19 protein-coding genes are annotated in these 18,769 nt (G+C 71.1%); 9 read left to right on the forward strand and 10 right to left on the reverse strand.

The features are described 5' to 3' along the window. Window positions 1-8: 8 nt before the first annotated feature. Genes AXK60_RS00200 through AXK60_RS00215 form a run of 4 tightly spaced genes read right to left on the reverse strand, consistent with a single transcriptional unit; the run spans window position 9 to window position 4,871 of the window. Entirely contained in the window at window positions 9-1,991 is a 1,983-nt protein-coding gene (locus AXK60_RS00200) for an ArnT family glycosyltransferase (protein WP_068746659.1), read from the reverse strand. A 40-nt stretch (window positions 1,992-2,031) separates the two neighbouring features. Continuing rightward, on the reverse strand, window positions 2,032-2,460 hold the full coding sequence (locus AXK60_RS00205) for a hypothetical protein (RefSeq protein WP_068568994.1): 429 nt from the start codon (window positions 2,458-2,460) through the stop codon (window positions 2,032-2,034). 27 nt (window positions 2,461-2,487) lie between these two features. After that, window positions 2,488-3,714 carry a TFIIB-type zinc ribbon-containing protein gene (locus tag AXK60_RS00210; RefSeq protein ID WP_068568995.1) on the reverse strand — a complete coding sequence of 409 codons (1,227 nt, stop codon included), beginning with the start codon at window positions 3,712-3,714 and terminating at the stop codon, window positions 2,488-2,490. A 2-nt stretch (window positions 3,715-3,716) separates the two neighbouring features. Further along, a complete protein-coding gene (locus AXK60_RS00215) occupies window positions 3,717-4,871 on the reverse strand; it encodes an SPFH domain-containing protein (protein ID WP_068568996.1) in 1,155 nt (384 codons plus the stop codon). 207 nt (window positions 4,872-5,078) lie between these two features. Here AXK60_RS00215 and AXK60_RS00220 point away from each other — a divergent pair, with 207 nt between their 5' ends. From AXK60_RS00220 to AXK60_RS00230, 3 genes are all read left to right on the forward strand, one after another. Then, window positions 5,079-5,264 carry a YegP family protein gene (locus AXK60_RS00220; protein ID WP_068568997.1) on the forward strand — a complete coding sequence of 62 codons (186 nt, stop codon included), beginning with the start codon at window positions 5,079-5,081 and terminating at the stop codon, window positions 5,262-5,264. Window positions 5,265-5,379: 115 nt separating this feature from the next. Beyond that, window positions 5,380-6,012 (forward strand): HEAT repeat domain-containing protein, encoded by a 633-nt coding sequence (locus AXK60_RS00225; protein WP_068568998.1) that lies wholly within the window; start codon window positions 5,380-5,382, stop codon window positions 6,010-6,012. Window positions 6,013-6,032: 20 nt separating this feature from the next. Beyond that, window positions 6,033-7,034 carry a HEAT repeat domain-containing protein gene (locus tag AXK60_RS00230; protein ID WP_068568999.1) on the forward strand — a complete coding sequence of 334 codons (1,002 nt, stop codon included), beginning with the start codon at window positions 6,033-6,035 and terminating at the stop codon, window positions 7,032-7,034. Here the strand turns inward: AXK60_RS00230 and AXK60_RS00235 are convergent. Both AXK60_RS00235 and AXK60_RS00240 read right to left on the reverse strand, forming a co-directional pair. Then, window positions 6,994-8,799, reverse strand: a complete 1,806-nt coding sequence (locus AXK60_RS00235; RefSeq protein WP_231855599.1) for a phosphocholine-specific phospholipase C — start codon at window positions 8,797-8,799, stop codon at window positions 6,994-6,996. The genes AXK60_RS00230 and AXK60_RS00235 overlap by 41 nt on opposite strands. Window positions 8,800-8,889: 90 nt before the next feature. Beyond that, the gene (locus AXK60_RS00240; RefSeq protein ID WP_068569860.1) at window positions 8,890-9,552 is read right to left on the reverse strand and encodes a TetR/AcrR family transcriptional regulator; all 663 of its coding nucleotides are present in this window, start codon (window positions 9,550-9,552) and stop codon (window positions 8,890-8,892) included. 104 nt (window positions 9,553-9,656) lie between these two features. Here AXK60_RS00240 and AXK60_RS00245 point away from each other — a divergent pair, with 104 nt between their 5' ends. Further along, window positions 9,657-11,135, forward strand: coding sequence for an MFS transporter (locus tag AXK60_RS00245; RefSeq protein WP_068569000.1), 1,479 nt, complete (start codon window positions 9,657-9,659; stop codon window positions 11,133-11,135). A gap of 21 nt (window positions 11,136-11,156) precedes the next feature. Here the strand turns inward: AXK60_RS00245 and AXK60_RS00250 are convergent, their stop codons facing one another. Next, window positions 11,157-11,579: a nitroreductase/quinone reductase family protein gene (locus AXK60_RS00250; protein WP_068569861.1), complete on the reverse strand. Its 423-nt coding sequence runs from the start codon at window positions 11,577-11,579 to the stop codon at window positions 11,157-11,159. 97 nt (window positions 11,580-11,676) lie between these two features. Here AXK60_RS00250 and AXK60_RS00255 point away from each other — a divergent pair, with 97 nt between their 5' ends. After that, window positions 11,677-12,501 carry an aminoglycoside phosphotransferase family protein gene (locus AXK60_RS00255; protein WP_082777708.1) on the forward strand — a complete coding sequence of 275 codons (825 nt, stop codon included), beginning with the start codon at window positions 11,677-11,679 and terminating at the stop codon, window positions 12,499-12,501. Beyond that, complete coding sequence (locus AXK60_RS00260) at window positions 12,498-13,280, forward strand: alpha/beta fold hydrolase (protein ID WP_068569002.1); 783 nt, start codon at window positions 12,498-12,500, stop codon at window positions 13,278-13,280. The genes AXK60_RS00255 and AXK60_RS00260 overlap by 4 nt, the downstream gene beginning before the upstream one ends. A 6-nt stretch (window positions 13,281-13,286) precedes the next feature. Here the strand turns inward: AXK60_RS00260 and AXK60_RS00265 are convergent, their stop codons facing one another. Continuing rightward, complete coding sequence (locus AXK60_RS00265) at window positions 13,287-13,667, reverse strand: MerR family transcriptional regulator (RefSeq protein WP_068569003.1); 381 nt, start codon at window positions 13,665-13,667, stop codon at window positions 13,287-13,289. Window positions 13,668-13,708: 41 nt separating this feature from the next. Between AXK60_RS00265 and AXK60_RS00270 the strand changes: the two genes are divergently transcribed. Together AXK60_RS00270 and AXK60_RS00275 are read left to right on the forward strand one after the other, a co-directional pair. Further along, entirely contained in the window at window positions 13,709-14,794 is a 1,086-nt protein-coding gene (locus tag AXK60_RS00270) for an alkene reductase (RefSeq protein WP_068569004.1), read from the forward strand. Between the two features lie 72 nt (window positions 14,795-14,866). Then, complete coding sequence (locus AXK60_RS00275; RefSeq protein ID WP_082777709.1) at window positions 14,867-16,099, forward strand: HNH endonuclease; 1,233 nt, start codon at window positions 14,867-14,869, stop codon at window positions 16,097-16,099. Window positions 16,100-16,111: 12 nt separating this feature from the next. Here AXK60_RS00275 and AXK60_RS00280 read toward each other — a convergent pair whose 3' ends face one another. Further along, entirely contained in the window at window positions 16,112-17,137 is a 1,026-nt protein-coding gene (locus AXK60_RS00280; RefSeq protein WP_068569006.1) for a LolA family protein, read from the reverse strand. Window positions 17,138-17,141: 4 nt separating this feature from the next. Beyond that, on the reverse strand, window positions 17,142-18,137 hold the full coding sequence (locus AXK60_RS00285; RefSeq protein ID WP_068569007.1) for a glutathione S-transferase family protein: 996 nt from the start codon (window positions 18,135-18,137) through the stop codon (window positions 17,142-17,144). A gap of 128 nt (window positions 18,138-18,265) precedes the next feature. Here AXK60_RS00285 and AXK60_RS00290 point away from each other — a divergent pair, with 128 nt between their 5' ends. Continuing rightward, on the forward strand, window positions 18,266-18,766 hold the full coding sequence (locus AXK60_RS00290) for an LppP/LprE family lipoprotein (RefSeq protein ID WP_068569008.1): 501 nt from the start codon (window positions 18,266-18,268) through the stop codon (window positions 18,764-18,766). The last annotated feature ends 3 nt before the right edge of the window (window positions 18,767-18,769 follow it).

Consider the following 18,769-nt stretch of genomic DNA (forward strand, 5'->3'; position numbering starts at 1 on the left):
CCGGCAGTCTAGTGATGCGTGCTGACAGGTTTCGTCAGGTCGTACACCGTCGCGCTCCCGACCTTCTTCGCCGCGTAGTTCTGCTGCACCCACGACGCGATGCTCCCGGTCGTCCCGCCCTTGCCGCCGAGATCCAGGTCGCGGCACTGCTCCGGCAGGTCCGCGAGGATCGCGCCCGGCCCGCCGCGCCCCTGCGACGAGGCGATGTAGTAGCGGATCCGGCCCTGCTGCACGTCCGACTGGAACTGGGCGAGCGTCGGCGACGGATCGGAGCCGGTGAAGCCGCCGACGGCCATGACCGGCCGGCGCGATGCCAGCTCCATCGACGCCGCCGACGAGGACCCGTTGGTCGCGGCCGCCCAGGTCGTGTCGGTGTCCCGCAGCAGGGTCGTGAGCTGCGACGACGACCCGCCGCCACGACCCCCGCCCCAGCGCTCACCCGAGGTCGAGACCATCGGGCTACCGCCGGTCTGCGGGTGCGCGATGCCGGACCACACGTAAACGGACGGGCCGAGCAGCATCGACACCGCGATCAGGCACCAGGTGATCACCTCTCGCCACCGCGGCCCGTCGGCCCGCCCGTCAGCCCGTCCGTCAGCCCGTCCGTCAGCTCGCCCGTGGGCCCGTCGCGTGGCGAGAACCGCACCGAGCGCCGGCACCGTCGCGCCGAGCACGACCCACCGGGCCCAGAGCGCGGCACCGTCGTTCTGACACAGCAAGGCGAAGGCCCACCCGCCCCCGGCGATGATCTGCAGCAGGAGCGCGACCAGTCCGGACCGGTCGCCGCGGCGCCGCCAGGCCGTCCACAGCCCGATCCCGACGAGGCCGGCGATGCCGGGAGCGACGGACAGGCTGTAGTAGGGGTGCGTGGCCTGCTTCATCTCGGCCAGCAGGAGCCCGTCGACCACGGTCCACGCACCGAACAGGATCGCGCCGGCCCGGACCAGGTCGGTGCGGGGCTCACGCCGGCGCAACCACAGGACCGCGACCAGCGCGACGAGGGCCGCGGGCAGGAGGAAGCTGATCTCCAGGCCCCATTCGCCGCTGAACAGCCGCGTCAGGCCCGGCTGCTGCCCGAACGCGCCATGCCCGCCGCCGTGACCACCCGGGCCGCCGTGCGCACCACCGAAACGATCCTGCAGCGCGGTGAGGCAGTCCTGCGGGATTCCCGCGAAACCGCCTCCGCCGCCGCCCTTGTGGTTCTGGCCCAGCACGCGACCGAAGCCGTTGTAGCCGAGTACGAGGTCCATGAACGAGTTGTCGGTCGAGCCCGCGAGGTAGGGCCGCGCGTCCGCCGGCCACAGGATCGTCAGGACCACGAACCACCCGGCGCTCACCACGAGCGCGGCCGCGGCGCCGAGCAGGTGCAGCGCGCGCTTGCGCCAGTCCACCGGCGCGGCGATCAGGTACACCAACCCGAGCGCGGGCAGCACCAACAGCCCCTCGAGCATCTTCGCGAGGAAGGCGAACCCCAGTGCGACGCCGGCGAGCGCCAGCCAGCGCCCGCCCCTCCCCTGCAGCGCCCGCACCGTGCAGTAGGCACCGGCGACCATGAGCAGGACCATCGCCGCGTCGGGGTTGTTGAAGCGGAACATCAGCGCGGCCGCCGGGGTCAGGGCGAGGACGGTGCCCGCGATGAGCCCGGCGGGTTCGCCGGCGAGTCGCCGGACCGCGCCGTACAGCAGGCCGACGGAAGCGACGGCCATGAGCGCCTGCGGGATCAGCATCGACGCGCTCGAGAACCCGAAGACGCGGGCCGAGAGCCCCATCACCCAGATCGACAGCGGCGGCTTGTCCACCGTGATCGAGTTCGACGGGTCGAGCGACCCGAACAGGAGCGCCTTCCAGTCCTCACTTCCGGCCCACACGGACGCGGCGTAGAAGTCGTTGGCCATCCCGTTGCGGGTGATCCCGACCAGGTAGATCACGGCGGTGGCCAGCAGCAGGACGAGCAGGGGCAGGCGACGGCGCAGGGCCGCGTTCACAGTCACCCGCTCAGCGTGGGGCGCCGGTCTGGGCGATCGCTGCGTCCTACCCGGGAGGTAGCTGTGGGCGCACGACGACGGTGTCCGCTATGCGTCGTTCCAGGTCGGAGACGTCCGCAGTGACCGTTTCCAGCGCCGAGGCCTTCTCCGCCTCGGGCAGCGCCGCGATCGTCACGAGCCGGTCGTCGATCTCCTGCGCGCTGACGGTCAGCGTCACCTGCGCGTCCAGCTGCGCCGCCGACAGCACACCCGCCGGCTGTTCGAAGGCGCGCAGCGCCCTGCGGATGCGCCGGTGCAGCCGCGCCTCGGGCACGTGGGAACCGGACCAGGACAGCGGGGCACGCGACGGGAAGGGCATCGCCGCCTCCGCCTGCTGCTGATGCCGACTGTTGCGGACCAGCGCGATCGCGAATCCGGTCGCCACGAGCACGGCCAGCACGACGAGCGCCAGCAGCACAACGATGATCCACGACATGTGAGTTCCTCCTCGCCGCCGCGGCGGCTACCCGCCGCGGACCTGCATGTACAGGTACACCGCGATCCCGATCAACAGCAAGCCCGCGATGATCGCGGAGGCGATCTTGATCGCGCTCCACGGGCGCTGACCTTGCACTTCGCCGGTGACACCGTTGACGAACACCTGGAAGGGCTTTCCGGCGAAGGTGACGGTCAGCAGCCACACCGGCATCAGCAGGTAGAGGAAGTCGATCGACTGGTACACCGGGTTCATCCGACTGACCCGCTGCTCGTCGCCGCCGATGTCGCGGCGCACGGTGTTCTCGATGATGCCCTCGATCCGGGGCCGCGCCTGGGCCTCGAAGACCTGGGCCGCGTCACCGTCGTAGGTCCGGGCGAGGTGCCCGGCGACGAACTCGGGGGTGTACGTCACGGCCTGCTCGGCGGGCCAGGGCTCGAGCTCGCGGACCCGCTCGGAGTCGAGTCCCGTGTTGGCTGACTCGGCGAGTTGGCGGATGCTGTCGTGCACCCGGCCGCTGACGGGCCACCAGTCGGTGTAGGTCTCGATGTTGCCGTCGCTGTCACGCCGCGTGCGGTGCGTGCCGCGCGCGCCGGAATAGTCGGTGGTGACCTCGGCGTCGTAGCTGTAGTACGAGAGGTAGACGCTGCTGAACGACCCGAGGACGCGGTACTTCTTGAACTCGCGCGGCGCGAACCAGCGGCTGTTCACCCACGCCTCGATGTTGTGCCGCGCCTGCTCGTCGCCGACGCGGAGCGGCAGGATGCCGTCGATCGGCAGCCGGGCGGGCGCGACCTGCACGTCCGTCCGCTGGATCGGGGTGTTGCAGTACGGGCACCGGGTGGCCGTGAGGGTGCCGCTGAACAGCGTGTGACCGCCGCAGTTCTGGCACACCACCTCATGGTCGACAACCTGCACCTGCGCCGCGGACCGGGCCTGTGCGTACAGGGCGTTCATCGTCGGACCCAGCGGGTGCAGCTGCAGCGCCTTGCTGGTGTCGAGCAGCACGGGGTAGGTGCTGCCGCAGCTGGGCGAGCGCAGCTTGCCGATCGCCGGGTCGTAGACCAGGGCGTCGCCGCAGTTCGCGCACGGGTAGGTGCGGGTCTGCTCGGTGACCTGCAGCATCTCCCGGTCGTTGGCCGACGGCACGCCTGGCACCAGTTGCCGGGGTCGCGCCTGATCCGGCCCGACGGTGCGCGGCGGCTCGGGCGGGCGCGGGGGCTGCCGGCCGGGCAGCGGGGGCGGCACCGTCATCGCTACGCCCGGGGAGGCAGCGGCGGCGGGGTCTGCCCGAACAGCGACGCGAGCGCCGGGACCTGTCCCGCCGGCGTCCACTCGGACAGCGACGGCGCCCAGACGAGCGTGTCCGGCGTGAGATTCATCCCACGGAGCTGCTCCACCCGGAACGGACCGGCGGACTGGCCGTCCTTCTCGATGTGGAACGCCGGCACGTTCGGCAGCGGCGGCGGGCCGGGCTGCCCCGCACCCTGCTGTCCGGCACCCTGCTGCTGGGCGCCCTGCCCCTGCTGGTTCTGGAAGTTCTGCGCGAACTGCTGGCCCATCGCCATGCCCATGCCAGCGCCCATGAACTGGCCGGCTCCCCCGCCGCCCTCGTTGGTGGCGGCGCCGAGCATCGAGTCCGCGGCCCTGCCCTGTTGGAATCGGTTCATGTCGCCGACGTTGCCGTAGTAGCCCTTCTCCTCGACGCCGCGCGCGACGCCGCGGGTCATGGCCTGGGTGATCTCGTCCGGCAGCGAGATGTTCATCTCGATCGCCTCGCAGGCGAGGCCGTACTGCTGGGCGATCTTCGACTGCACGTACTCCTGCAGCTTCGCGGCGAGCTCGCGCTGGCGGGCCTGCAGGTCGATCGCGCCGACGCCGGTCTCGATGAGCATCTCCGAGAAGGCGGTGGAGATGGTGCGGCGCAGTAGCTCGGCGATCTCGTCGGAGTCGACGTTGGAGTCGGTGCCGATCACTTGGCGCAGGAAGGTGGGCGCGTCGACGACGCGCACCACGCACAGCCCGTTCGCCCGCACCTGGACCATGCCGAAGTCGTTGTCCCGGATCGTGATCGGATTGGGCGTTCCCCACCGCAGGTCGGTGATGGGGCGGCTGTTGATGAAGTAGACCTCGCTGCGGAACGGGCTCTTGAAGCCGTGCGGCCAGCCCTGCAGCGTGGACATGATCGGCATGTTCTCGGAGACCAGCTGGTAGTTGCCGGGTCCGTACCGGTCGGCGAGCTGACCGCGGTAGACGAACAGCGCCTCCTGGCCCTCGCGCACGATGAGCTGCGCGCCGTTCTTGATCTCGTTGTTGTAGCGCGGGAAGCGCCACGCCATCGTCGACCTGCTGTCGTCGAGCCATTCGATGATGTCGACGAGCTCGCCGCGGACCCTGTCCATGATCCCCATGTGCGCTTCTCACCCTCCGTCGCGGTTGTCGGAATCCACGATAGCCATGCGCCTTGGCGGCGGCTGGGCGCTCACTGATCCCGGGCGTTGCGATCTCGCAGATTGGTGGTTCGGCGTGTCGAACATTTCACCGCGCACGGACGTCGCTCGCGTCTTAGGCTGCATCCGGCCCCACCACGGGGATCTCCGCAGAGAAAGGTGCATTCCATGGCAGGCAAGTTCGAGGTGTACGAGGACAACGCGGGCAAGTTCCGGTTCCGGCTCAAGGCCGGCAACGGCGAGGTCGTGGCGTCGGGCCAGGCCTACGCCTCGCGCAAGGGCGCCCACGACGGTGCCGCCGCCGTGCAGCGCGCCGCCGAGGGCGCGAAGGTGGTCGACGCCGACAAGGAGTGATCGCGTCGGGGAGGGCGTCGGCGCCCTCCCCGCCCCGTCTGACCTGCAGGGCTTGACCTTGACACTGTGACAAGGTCTGCAATCGAGCCACCGACGCACGAAGGAGGTGGCCCCGATGGCCCAGAACCTGCTCGACCACACGAACCCCTCGATCCGCCTGCGCGCGGCGCTCGACGCGGGCTCGGCTGCGGATCCCGCGATCGCCCCGGCGCTGGTGGCGCGGTGCGCCGTCGAGCCGGACTTCTTCGTCCGCGACATGCTCACCTGGGCGCTGACCCGGATGCCCGCCGCGACGACCGCACCGCTGCTCCGCGCGGAGCTGACCTCGCCGATCGCGCAGGCCCGCAGCCAGGCCCTGCACTCGCTGTCGAAGATCGGCGGCGCCGAGGCCGCGACCGCACGGCCCGCGGTGCTCGGGCTGATCGCCGACGCCGACGACGAGGTCGCGAGGGCCGCGTGGCGCACCGTCGTCGCCCTGGCCGGCGGGACGGAGGACCGACGGTCCGCCGCTCTCGCCCTGGCCCGGCAGCTCGGGCGCGGCGACGCGGAGACCCGGCGCAGCCTGAGCCGCGCGATCCTCGGGCTCGGCGACGAGGGCGTGGCGGCGCTGGAGTCCCCGCCCGCGGCGACGGACGCCGTCCGCGAGCACATCGCGGATACGATCCGATTGCTCGAGGACCCGGACTCCGGGTTCGCGGGATCGGTGCACGAGGCGCAGCGCGTGGCGGCGCTCGGCCGGACGGAGTGAGCGGCGGGCGGAGGCGGGCGATGCAGATCGGCGACGTGGCACGACGATCCGGCGTGAGCGCACGGATGCTGCGGCACTACGACGCGTTGGGCCTGGTCCGCCCGTCTGCGCGGTCCTCCTCGGGGTACCGGATGTACGCCGAGGAGGACATCCGCCGGATCTTCCACGTGGAGAGCCTGCGCTCGCTGGGCCTCTCGCTCGCGGAGATCGGCCGGGCCCTGGACGATCCGTCGTTCGCGCCGGACCGCCTCGTCGCCGACATGATCGCCCGGAGCCGGGAGCGGATCCGGCTCGAGACGGAGTTGCTGGAGCGGCTGCAGCACGTCGCGGCGGCGGGCGCGGCCGACTGGGACCGGGTCCTGTCCGTCGTCGCCCTGCTCACCGAGCTCGACACCGGTTCCCCCGGCGCGCGACAGCGCGCGGCGCTCACGGCCGACGGTCGGGCCCCCGTCGACGCGCTCGCCGAGGCCCTGCTGCGGGAGGAGAGCACGAATGTGGCGGGTGCCCTGCGCTGGGCCCTCGCGCAGGCGGACGATCCCGACGCGGCACCGCTGGTCGACGCCCTCGCCTCCCCTGATCCGACGGTGCGCCGCCGCGCCGCCGAGGCCCTGGCCGAGGTGCCCGGCCAGGAGGACGCCCTCCGCGCGGCGCTCGACCATGAGGACGCCGCGGTCCGGGTGATCGCCGCGGTCGCGCTGGGCACGCGCGGCGATCGCGCGGCGGCGCCCCAGCTGCTGAGCATGGTGCGCGACGGCGAGAAGGACGTCGACGCCGCGGAGGCGCTCGGCGCGATCGCGGCGGCCGGTTCGGACGACGAGCCGATCAGCGCGGAGCTCGCCGCGATCGCCGACGGGACCGAGGACTACGCGGTGCGCCAGCGCGCGGTGCAGGCGCTCGCGGAGATCCCCTCTGCGGGCGCGGAGGCGGCGCTGCGCCGGCTCACGGGCGACGACGATCCGCGGATCGCCGGCACCGCGTCGTTCATCCTGCAGCGGCGTTCGGACCCGCGCCGGCGTCGCTGACGAAGGTCCAGTGCTCCCCCGCCGGACCGAGGACCAGCAGGTCGTAGCGCCCGGCGGGCCCGGGAACGGTCAGCTCGACGGACCCCAGCACATCCGCGTGCAGCGGCTCGGAATCCGGTGCGTGGTAAGGGAACACCGTGAAGTGCGCGCTGCGCGACCCCGTGTTGGTCAGGCGCAGGCGGACACCGTCGGGCCCGGGAACGACGGTGGCCCCGGGGACGTAGGGCACGAGCCGTGCGGGCCGGACCCCGGGCTCCTGCGCGGGCCGGACACCGACGGCGGGTGCGTGCGGCTTCCACCGCGGGGCCGGCGCACGCTGCGGCTGCGGCCGCCCCGCGGCCGGAAGTGGTTGTGGGGCACGGAAGTCGAAAGCGCTGGTGAGGTCACCGCAGACGGTGCGTCGCCACGGCGAGATCGAAGGGACCTCGATGCCCAGCCAGCGTTCCAGGAAGCGCAGCGTGGAGGTGTGGTCGAAGGTCTCCGACGCGACGTACCCGCCGACGGTCCACGGCGAAACCACGGTCATCGGGACCCGGTTCCCGAGTCCGAGCGGCAGGTCGCCGACCCACTCGTCCGCGCTGTCGCGCGGCGGGCGGGGCGGCGGGACGTGGTCGAAGTAGCCGTCGTTCTCGTCGTAGAGCAGGAACAGCGCCGTCTTCCGCCAGGTCTCGGGGTGGCGGCCGAGGGCGTCGAGGATGCGGTGGACGAGGTTCGCGGAGGCGCGCGGCGAGGAGCCGCTGGGGTGCTCCGACTCGCGTTCGGAGGCGACGACGTAGCTGACCGTGGGAAGGGTCCCGGCAGCGATGTCGGCGGCGATCCGGTCGGTGAGGGTGCCTGTGGCGGTGCGGCGCAGCCCGCGGAAGAACAGGTCCCGGTCCGGTTGCGGTAGCGTCCGGGCGCGCGCGTCCACCTCGCCGGAACGACGGTGCGCCTCGTCCGCCGGCAGGCGCCGCAGGCCCTGGTAGAAGTCGTCGATCTCGGTCCCGAAGTCGCGGAACACCTCCTGCGAGACCGTCTTGAAGCGACGGAAGAACTCGATGTTGTTGTCGGTGAAGTTGTCCCACTCCTGGTAGACCTGCCAGTCCACGCCCGCGCGCTGCAGGATCTCGCCGATGCACGGCCAGTCGTAGCCGGGGTGGCCGCGGTCGTAGGCGGTGTTCTCGACGGCGCGCTCACCGGTACGCGGCTCGAATCCGGTGGTGCCGGAGAAGAAGAAGTTCCGGTTCGGCGAGGTCGACGTGGGCGAGCTGCAGTAGTAGTGGTCGCAGATCGTGAACGCATCGGCCAGCGCGTAGTGGAACGGGATGTCCGCGCGGTCGTAGTAGGCCATCGTCGAGTCGGTCTTCGCCGCGATCCAGCCGTCGTGCCAACCGCCGGCGAGCGCGGCCTGGCCGCCCTTCCAGGTGTGGTCCAGGGCGTCGATGTTCTCCGCGTCCATGCCCTGACGGTGCGCCGCGCTGCGGACCGGGAAGGGCGGCACCGTCAGGCCCGAGCGGGTGGGTTGCTCGAAGACGGAGTGGCCCGAGCGCAGGCGGATCGCGGCCGGGTCGCCGAAGCCGCGCACGCCGCTCAGGGTGCCGTAGTAGTGGTCGAACGAGCGGTTCTCCTGCATCAGGAGGATCACGTGCTCGAGCCCGTCGAGGCCGCCGGACGGCGCGGGCCGGGCCAGCGCCTCGGTCAAGGACGACGGGAGCAGGCCCATGCCCGCGACGATACCGCCGGCCCCGGCCCCGCGGAGGAAGGCGCGACGAGTAGCTGTGCTCACGATCCACACGCTCGGCCACCGGGTTGAATCCGCGGTGGCGTCGTCCTGAACGGCGGCAGAAGGTTGGGCGGCAGAGGGTTGCGCGCCGGGTCAGCGGGCGTAGCGAGCGGCGAAGCCCTCGCACAGGGCGTCGATGCCGGAATGCAGCATCGGCATGGCCGCGCACAGCTCAGGCCGATCGGCGGCGACAAGCTCGCGCAGCCGCGGCAGGTCGTCGGCCAGCGGGTTGTCGGCGAGGCCGGCGACGAAACCGCCACCGTCGAGCGAGGATCCGGGCGCGACGAGCACCCGGCCGACGGCACCGAGCCCCGCCCCCTGGACGTGGTTCCAGACGAGCAGCGCGAGGCCCGCCGACTCGTCCACCGCGCCCGCGAGGTGCGTGAAGGCCTCGACCAGCCAGTCGAAGCAGGCCACCGAGGAGCGGGAGAGGGCAGCGCGGGGCACCGCGTGCGCGAGCAGCACCCACGGGTGACGGAGGTAGAGCTGCATGTCCGTCTCCGCGGCTATGTGCACGCGGCGGCGCCAATCCGGGTCACCGAGGAGCTCCTCGGGGTACAGGTACGCGGAACCCACTTCGGCGGCCATCTCCCGGACCAGTGATTCCTTGTCGGGCACGTGGCGGTACAGCGACATCGCGCCCGTGCCGAGGGCGTCGGCGATCCGGCGCATGGAGACCTTCTCGAGGCCGCCCTCGTCCGCGAGGCGGATCGCCTCGGCGACGATGGATTCCCGGGTGAGGGTGGTCTCGGACACGTGCACGCCTTTCTCCGTTGACCGGCCAGGACGGGGATGCGTACAGTGTACCCAGTCATGGTGCGTACACCGTACGCGCTTGCTGCTGCTTCAAGGAGTCACCCGTGTCCACCACCCCGCGCCGCGCCTGGGCCGGCCTCGCCGCCCTCCTCCTGCCGGTGTTCCTGGTGTCGATGGACGCTTCGGTGCTCTATCTGGCGATGCCCCACCTGACATCGGCGTTGCACCCGAGCTCGGAGCAGCAGCTCTGGATCCTCGACATCTACCCGTTCATGCTGGCCGGCCTGCTCATCACCATGGGCAACCTCGGCGACCGTTGGGGGCGGCGGCGCCTGATGACCTGGGGCGCCGGACTGTTCGGCGTCGCCTCGGTCATCGCCGCGTTCGCACCCACGCCCGGCCTGCTCATCGCGGCGCGCGCCCTCATGGGCGTCGGCGGCGCGACGCTGCTGCCCGCCAGTCTGGCGCTCATCGCGAACATCTTCCGCGATCCCAAGGCCCGCGGTATCGCCATCGGCGTCTGGACCGCGGCGTTCTCGTTCGGCATGGCCGTGGGCCCGGTGATCGGCGGGGTTCTGCTGCATCACTTCTGGTGGGGATCGGTGTTCCTCATCAACGCGCCGGTGTTCCTCGCCTTCCTCGTGGCGGGGCCGCTGCTGATCCCCGAATTCCGCAGCGGCACCTCGACGCCCTTCGACCTGGCCGGCGTCGCGCTGTCGATGGCCGCGATCTTCCCGCTGGTGTACGCGGTGAAGGCCGCCGCGGGCCATGGCGTGCACGCCTCCACCCTGGTCGCCGGCGCGGTGGGCGCGGCGATGCTCGTCGCGTTCATCACGCAGCAGCGGCGCACCGCGCACCCGCTCATCCCGTTCGACCTGTTCCGCAACCGGACCTTCGCCATGGCCATCGCCGGCACGATCCTGGCGATGTCCACCCTGGGCTCGATGAGCTACCTCACCGGCATCTACCTGCAGTCCGTCGTCGGGTTCGACGTACTCGCAGCCGCCCTGCTGGGCCTGCCCGCGGCCGCGGTCGTGGCGTACTTCTCGATGCGCGCGCCGTGGATCGAGCAGTACCTGGGCCGCCGCGCCACGTTCGTCGCGTCGCTGCTGTTCGCCGCCGCGGGCCAGCTCCTGCTGGTCGGACTGGGGACGGGCGGACCGTCGTGGCTGTACGTGCTGGGCACCGTCGTGGCGGGAGTGGGCTACGGCACGCTGTTCACGTTCGTCTCGGCCGTGGCGCTCGACGCAGCGCCGCCGGAGCGGGCGGGCCAGGCATCGTCGATGTCCGAGATGAGTTTCGAGCTCGGCACCGCCCTGGGGCTCGCGGTGCTCGGCTCGGTCGCGACGGCCGTGTTCACCCGGCACGACGGGATGTCCCGCACGCTCGGCGACACGCTCGCCCGCGCGGAGACCCTCTCGGTGTCCGACGGTACCGCGCTGGCCGACACCGCGCGGTCCGCTTGGGTCGAGGCGGTCAGCACGACCGTGGGCGTCTCGAGCGTGCTGCTCGTCGCCACCGCTGTCGCGGCGTTCGTCGTGATGCGTGATCGGACGACCGCACCGGAGCCCGTGAGCTGTTGATCGGCGCGGGCGCCCGAAGGGTCAGCGCGGGGTCAGGCGGAACACGGGGATCACGCGGCCCTGCGCGGTCTTCTCGTACTCGGCGAAGCCGCTCGAGCGGGCCTTGAACCGGTCCCACGCCTCGTCGCGCACCGCGCCGGTCAGCTCGTGCGCCGTGACCTTCGCGGTGGAGATGCCACCCTGCTCGTCCGGGTACTCGAGCTCGATCTCCGGGTGCGCCTTGAGGTTGTGGTACCAGGCCGGGTTCTTCGGCGAACCGCCCGCGGAGGCCGGCAGCAGCCATCCCTCGTCGTCCCGGATGGCGGCGAGCGGGTTCACCCGCGGCTCGCCGGATTTGGCGCCGACGCTGTGCACGAGCGCCAGCGCCCGGCCGAAGCCCATGGCGGTCACGGTGCCGTTGTTGGCACGGAATTCGTCGATGATGCCCTGATTGAAGTCGCTCACGGCTTCATCATGCGCCCGTACCCGCGCCATCGCCACCGATGGCCGGTTCCCGTCGTCGCTCATCCCTCCATCGTGCACCCGGATAAGCTCGGATACCGTGGATCCCCTCGATTCCTGGCGTGATGTGGTCGCCCGCTGGGACCTCTCCCCCGACGGTGCGCCCTTCGCCACGCCCGGCAGCGATCTGCTGCCCGTGCGGTGGCGGGGCCGCGCCGCCATGCTCAAGCGCGCGAACACGCCCGAGGAGCGGGCCGGGGCGGCCGTGCTGCGGTGGTGGGGCGGCGACGGTGCCGCGGAGGTCTTCGCACACGACGGCGACGTCCTGCTCATGGAGCGTGCCACCGGTGCGGGCGACCTCATGGCGATGGCGCTCTCCGGACGCGACGACCGGGCCACCCGAATCCTGTGCGGCACCGTCGAACACCTGCACCGGCACCGTCCCGGCTCCCCCGACACCGAGCTCGTCCCCCTGCGGGACTGGTTCCGCTCCCTGGAGGCGGTGCGCGGCGGGGATCCGAGGTACGGGCGTTCCTGGGCGGCAGCGGAATCGCTGCTCGCGGACCCGCGGGATCAGGTCGTGCTGCACGGCGATGTGCACCACGACAACGTCCTCGACTTCGGCGAGCGGGGGTGGCTGGCCATCGATCCCAAGTGCGTCGTGGGCGAGCGCGGCTACGACTACGCGAACCTGCTCACCAATCCCGACCTGCCCACCGCCGCCGATCCCGTGCGCTTCGTCCGCCAGCTGGAGGTGATCGTCGCGGAGTCCGGCCTGCCGCGCGAGCGGCTGTTGCGGTGGGTGCTCGCGTTCGCCGGGCTGTCCGCGGCGTGGTTCGACGAGGACGGTGACATCGACGAGCGGGAACGGGATTTCGCCGTCGCGGACCTCGCTGCGCGGCATCTGGAAGGGGCCGTTGCGTGACCGCTGTGGTCCTGTTGCACGGGTGGCCGGTGACGGACCTGCACTGGCGCTTCCTCGTTCCCCGTCTCCGCGACGCGGGTTTCGATCCGGTCCCGGTCACGCTGCCCGGCCTCGGCGCCGGTCCCGACGGTGCCACCTCCTTCCGCAAGCGCGACCTCGCGGAGCGGCTGCGTGAACACCTTGCGGCGCAGGGACTCACACGGTTCGCGGTGATCGGGCACGACTGGGGCGGCACGGTCGCGACGTTCCTGGCCGCGGCAGCGCCCGAGGCGGTCGGCGCGCTGGTGCTCGAGGAGGAGATCCTGCCCGGGATCGACGTGGACATCCCGGAGGACGGAGCCGCCCACTACCCGGACTGGCACGGGCCGTTCAACCGCGCCCCGGGTCTCGCGGAGGCCGTGATCCCGGGCCGGGAGGATGCCTATTACGGTGCGTTCCTGCGGCAGAGCGCGGGGCCCACGGGTCTCGATCCCGTGGTGCTGCGCTCCTACATCGACGCCTATCGTTCCCCCGGCGTTCTCGAGGCCGGACTGGCGCACTACCGGACCCGAGCCGACGACCTCGCCGATGTCGCGCAGCTCCGAGCCGCGCCGATCGGCGCACCCGTACTGGCCATCGGCGGACGGTACGCCATGGGCGCCGCCGTCGCGGAGGGCCTGCGCCCCCTGGCGGCCGACGTGAGCGGCATCGTCCTGGACGAGTCCGGGCACTACCCGGCCGAGCAGGAACCGGAGCCGACCGCCCGAGCGATCATCGATTTCCTGCAGGGATTCCACTGACGAGGTTCAGGACTCCGCGGTGATCGGTTCGCCGGGGCGCGCCGTCTCGATCACTCCGTCGAGCACCTCCCGTGCGCGGACGAGGTCGCGGATGCCCTCGTCGATACGGGCGCGCTCCGCGCACAGCGTGTCGGTGAGCCAGGGCGTGGCGCTCGCGTTCGGCGAGCCGTCCTCGTCGTGGATGCAGGGCAGCAGCTGTTCGATGACGCCGCTCGCCAGACCTGCGGCGAACAGTTCCTGGATCCGCACCACCCGGTCGACAGCCTGCTCGGTGTAGACCCGCTGGCCCGCCGCGGTCCGCGCGGACGCCAGGAGACCCTTCTCCTCGTAGTACCGGAGCGATCGCACGCTCACCCCGGTCCGCTCCGCGAGTTCGCCGATCCGCATCGCTTGCCCCTCACATCAATGTCAGGTTCTAGCGTACGGACATGTCACTCCTCACGCCGTACCGCAGTCGCACCCTCGACCTTCCGAACCGCATCGCCATGGCGCCGATGACCCGTCTGCGGTCCGAGCCCGACGGCTCTCCGACCGCCGACGTGGTCGAGTACTACCGGCAGCGCTCGGGCGCGGGACTCATCGTCACCGAAGGGATGTGGCCGCACTCGTCGGGACAGAGCGAGGCCCGCGTGCCGGGCTTGGCGACGGATCGCCACGAGCGCGCATGGGCCCGGGTCGTCGACGCCGTACACGCCGAGGGCGGGCGGATCATCGCCCAGCTCATGCACGGCGGTCGCAAGGGCCATCCCGCGGCGCGGATCGACGGGTCGGTGCCCGCGGGACCGTCGGCGATACCCGACGGCGACGTGCTGCACCTTCTCGACGGCTCGAAGGCCGCGTGGCCGCGTCCGGCGGCGATGTCGATCGGTGACATCACGGCGGCGGTCGACCAGTACGCGGCGGCGGCCCGGCGGGCGAGGGCGGCCGGCTTCGACGGAGTGGAACTGCACGGCGCCAACAGCTATCTGATTCACCAATTCCTCGCGGACAACACCAATCTGCGCGACGACCGGTACGGCGGGTCCTCGGCGAACCGCATGCGGTTCGCCCTCGAGGTCGTCGACGCGGTCACCGACGCCATCGGCGCCGAGCGCACGGCGATCCGGCTCTCGCCGGGCAATCCGCAGTTCTCCATGGTCGAGCGCGACCCCGCTGCGCTCTACCGCGGCCTCGTCGACGAGCTGAGTCGACGTGGCCTGATGTACCTGCACCTCACCGACAACGACGACTACGCGGCTCTCACCGACCTCCGCCCCAGGTACGCGGGTTCGGTCATCGCCAATGTGGGCGAGAACCGCGCTCCCACGTCGGTGACCGCGGCGGAGCGGGCGCTGAGGGACGGCGCCGACCTCGTCTCCTTCGGGCGCGCCTTCATCGCGAACCCGGATCTGGTGGAACGGATCCGGCGGTCGCTGCCGTTGTCTGCGATCCGCGAGGACGTCCTGTACGGCCCCACCGCCGAGGGGTACACCGACTACCCGTGCGCTGCAAGCGTCGTCCGCAGCAGCCGGTGATGTTGAGAACGTACATGTGAGTCACGGTTGTGTTCTCGAAAATGTGTCAGGGGGTCCGGGTAACGTCCTGGTATGGACAAAAACATTGCAGTAGAGGAAGACCCACCTCCCGACGGTGCCGTGGGTGCGGATGTGGTGGACCGGTTGCGTTCGAGTGAAATCGCGCGGTGCCGGTTGGCGGTCGAACAGTACGCGCTCGCCGCGGACCTGCTCCGGCAACGGGTCTGTGAGCGGGTCGCGGCCGGGGTGCCGCAGGATCGGTGGCAGCAGGGCGTCGCCGGTGAGGTCGCGTTGGCCTTGCACATCTCACCGAACACCGCGGGTCGGGTGTTGGCGCGGGCGGTGGAGTTGGAGAAGTACATGCCGCACACCCGCGCCCGCCTCTACAACGGGGACCTCTCCCCGGAAGCGATACCCGCACTCCTGGCCGGCCTCTCGCATTTGGACATCGCCGAGCGCCAGCAGGCTGACGAAGAGCTCTGCGCCGACCCGGTGACCCTGACGGGGTTGGGGCTCAAACAGCTGGCGGCGAAGGTCGAACAGGTCGCCTACCGGCTCGATGCGCAGGCCACCGTCGACCGCAATGCAGCGGCGGAGAAGGACCGCACCGTCACCCTCCGCCCACAACCCGAAGGCATGGCCCGCCTGTCCCTGCTGCTGCCGATGGCGCAGGCCGTCGGCGCCTACGCCGCACTCCGCAACCACGCCGACACCCACGTCGGCCACGATCAGGAACTACGGACCCGGCCGCAGCTCATGGCCGACACCGCGTTCGCCCGGTTGACCGGTCGGGATGCTGCGGAGGGGCAGCCGGTCACCGTGAACCTCACTGTCTCGGCGGAGGTGCTGCTGGGCGATGAGCCGGGCACCGCGCACCTCGACGGCGGAGGGAACATGCCGGCAGAGATCGCCCGCAACCTCATCGGGAAGGCCACCGCCAACGGCGTCGCCTGGGTGCGCCGCTTGTTCATAGCGCCGGAGACCGGGGCGGTGGTGGCGATGGATTCGCGGCAACGGTTGTTCCCCGACGGCCTCGCGGACTTGATCCGGGCGCGCGATCGGTACTGCCGCACCCCGTACTGCGACGCACCGATCGCACACACCGACCACATCACCCCGCACGCGAAAGGCGGAGCAACCAGCTTCGACAACGGGCAGGGCCTGTGCGCGGCATGCAACTACACCAAGGAAGCCCCCGGCTGGCGCAGCGCAACCGTTGACGATCCGTCGGGGCGGCACACCGTCGAAACCCGAACCCCCACCGGACACATCCACCGATCCACCGCCCCGAACCAGGCTGCCTGAGCGGGCACGAAGTCACCGGGTCTCGATGAAGGAGTCCGTCGCGGTCTGTCCCGGATGGAGATGCTGCTGAACCTGGTCGAGGACCTCCGGGGCGATGGCGAAGCCGTAGAACCACAGCGCCCAGTCGAAACCGGCCGCCGTCCAGTGGTGGACCGGCGAGTCGGTGCTGCCGATGTGCCATCGCTCCGACCGGTGCGGGCGCCGACGCAGGAATCCGTGCGCGTGCGGGGGCGAGCCGGATCTGATCCTCACCGAGAAACTGCCGTCCTCCTCGTCGAGCTCGTCGACATCGGTGATCGTGAGCTCGATCGGGACCCGGACGGTGAAAGAGCGTGCGCCCAAGTCTGACTCGAGCCACGACAGTCGGTCGGCCTGCGATTGTTCGTACTCCGCCCGCGCTGCCCGGGATTCGGCCGCGCGGCGCTCATCCATGGATACCGCGTCCCCGCTCCAGGTGAACAGGGCATCGTCGACGTCCCCGCCGACCTCGATCGAGATGAACTCGACCGACACGTCGAACTCCTCGTTCCCCTGATGCAGGACCGCGCCGGACTCGCGATCCACCACGATCTGGATCGGCGCCGGCTTGTGCGACGGCGGAGCCAGCTCCACCGCCCAGCACGCGCGCCCGAGGAATTCGCCATCGGTGACGGGTCCCGTCGGCTGCGTGAAGTCGTCGCCGTGCAACCAGTCCTGGGCGCTGCGCGAGATCAGCAGCTCCGAGCCCGGGCCGCTGTAGTAGACGCGGCCCGCGGGGGCGTACTCCGGCGGCGCCCCGGCACCGTCGAAGTGCCAGGCCGTGGTTCCGTCGCAGAGGTGCAGCGGGGAACCATCGGGCTTCTCCACTCGCACCCGCCGGCCGTCGCGCCACACGCGGACATCGTCGCCACCGGTCCCGACCCACATCGGAGGCGCGCCGATGAACCCGACCGTCTCGGTCCTGCCGAGCGCCTCGGCGTTCCGGGTACGCACGATCCCGTGCACCGGGAGTCTCGGACCGTCGACCAGGACCTTGAGGACCTCGATCCATTCCGTCATGGGCTCACCCGGCGGGGACGGGGAGCGTCGTGGGCGCGGTGCCCGAGCCGAAGGGGCTGCCGCCCAGCTTCTCCCGGCCGTGCGGGGTGAACCAGTTCTTCAGGTCCGGGCCCTTCGGGACGATGCCGGACGGGTTGATGTCGCGGTGGACCTCGTAGTAGTGCCGCTTGATGTGGTCGAAATGCGTGGAATCGCCGAAGCCGGGCGTCTGGAACAGGTCCCGCGCGTACGCCCAGAGGACGGGCATCTCGTCGAGCTTCTCCCGATTGCACTTGAAGTGGCCGTGGTAGACCGGGTCGAACCGCGCGAGGGTGGTGAAGAGCCGGACGTCGGCCTCGGTGATGGTGTCGCCCACCAGGTACCGCTGCGTGGCGAGGCGCTCGGTGAGCCAGTCGAGCCGCCCGAAGAGCTGGTCGTAGGCGGCGGCGTACGACTCCTGCGAGCCGGCGAAACCGCAGCGGTAGACGCCGTTGTTCACGTCCCGGTAGACGAGCTTGTTGACCTCATCGATGTCGGCGCGCAGGTCCTCTGGGTAGAGCTGCGGCGCGCCCGGTCGATGGAAGTCCGTCCACTCGAGCGAAAAGTCGAGGGTGATCTGCGGGAAGTCGTTGGTCACGACGGCGCCGGTGGGCACGTCGACGACCGCGGGCACGGTGATGCCCTTCGGATAGTCGGGAACGCGCTTGAAGTAGGCGTCCTGCAGACGCGGGATCTTCAGGACCGGGTCGAGCCCGCCCTCGTCGAGGTCGAAGGTCCACGACCGCTTGTCGTGCGTGGGGCCGCAGATCCCCAGCGAGATCGCGTCCTCGAGGCCGAGCAGCCGGCGCACGATGATGGTGCGGGTGGCCCACGGGCAGGCGTACGACACCACGAGCCGGTAGCGGCCGGCCTCGACGGGATAGCCGTCGCGGCCGTCACGCGTGATACGGGTTTCGATGTACCGGGTGTCGCGCTCGTACGGCCGGTCCGCGGTGACGTAACTGCCCTGATCCTCGCTCATGCCGACCAGCCTATGCGCGACGCCCCGTCAGCGCCGGAGGTCGTAACGTGCCGAGGTTATTACTCGATACAACGATTACCGAGTCGATGGAGCCAGAGTCGACCTCCCGTGAAGGAAGGAACGCATCCATGCGCAAGCCCGCGATCGCACTCGCCCTCTCCGCCGCGGCCGTCGCCGCCGGCATCGGGTCCGCAGCTGTCGGGACCGGAGCGGCCGGGGCCGCCCCCGTCTCCTGTCCCGAGCTCCCCCAGGACCGCATCGACAGCGCGATCCGCACGATCGCGCCGCCGATGCCCGGAGTCCCGTGGCGCGTCACCGCGATGGGCGGCTCCGTCGACTGCACCCTCAACTGGGTGCGCCTCGACACCGACCGCGGGACCGGCAGCTCCCCCGTCCAGATCCTGCTGTTCGACCACCAGAAGTTCGCCGGCACGGCCACCGAGAAGCCGAACGCCTTCACGTCGGTGGTCGGCAGCTCCGCGCCCGGCCAGATCACCGTACGGTTCAGGTGGTTGAACTCGGGTGACGCGAACGCCGACCCGACGGGGCACGCCGACGTCCGGTACCAGGTGCTGCCGCAGGACACTCCGCAGCCCTTGGACCCGATCCCTCCGCAGGTCGCCCGCTGACGA

It is taken from the genome of Tsukamurella pseudospumae (genome assembly GCF_001575195.1).
Lineage (GTDB): Bacteria > Actinomycetota > Actinomycetes > Mycobacteriales > Mycobacteriaceae > Tsukamurella > Tsukamurella pseudospumae.

Coding starts and splice junctions, on each gene's coding strand:
- AXK60_RS00230 (WP_068568999.1), top strand. CDS start 6,033: ATGCAGATCGGCGACGTGGCACGACGATCCGGCGTGAGCGCACGGATG.
- AXK60_RS00215 (WP_068568996.1), bottom strand. CDS start 4,871: ATGGGGATCATGGACAGGGTCCGCGGCGAGCTCGTCGACATCATCGAA.
- AXK60_RS00285 (WP_068569007.1), bottom strand. CDS start 18,137: ATGAGCGAGGATCAGGGCAGTTACGTCACCGCGGACCGGCCGTACGAG.
- AXK60_RS00210 (WP_068568995.1), bottom strand. CDS start 3,714: ATGACGGTGCCGCCCCCGCTGCCCGGCCGGCAGCCCCCGCGCCCGCCC.
- AXK60_RS00225 (WP_068568998.1), top strand. CDS start 5,380: ATGGCCCAGAACCTGCTCGACCACACGAACCCCTCGATCCGCCTGCGC.
- AXK60_RS00270 (WP_068569004.1), top strand. CDS start 13,709: ATGTCACTCCTCACGCCGTACCGCAGTCGCACCCTCGACCTTCCGAAC.
- AXK60_RS00290 (WP_068569008.1), top strand. CDS start 18,266: ATGCGCAAGCCCGCGATCGCACTCGCCCTCTCCGCCGCGGCCGTCGCC.
- AXK60_RS00220 (WP_068568997.1), top strand. CDS start 5,079: ATGGCAGGCAAGTTCGAGGTGTACGAGGACAACGCGGGCAAGTTCCGG.
- AXK60_RS00205 (WP_068568994.1), bottom strand. CDS start 2,460: ATGTCGTGGATCATCGTTGTGCTGCTGGCGCTCGTCGTGCTGGCCGTG.
- AXK60_RS00280 (WP_068569006.1), bottom strand. CDS start 17,137: ATGACGGAATGGATCGAGGTCCTCAAGGTCCTGGTCGACGGTCCGAGA.
- AXK60_RS00265 (WP_068569003.1), bottom strand. CDS start 13,667: ATGCGGATCGGCGAACTCGCGGAGCGGACCGGGGTGAGCGTGCGATCG.
- AXK60_RS00275 (WP_082777709.1), top strand. CDS start 14,867: ATGGACAAAAACATTGCAGTAGAGGAAGACCCACCTCCCGACGGTGCC.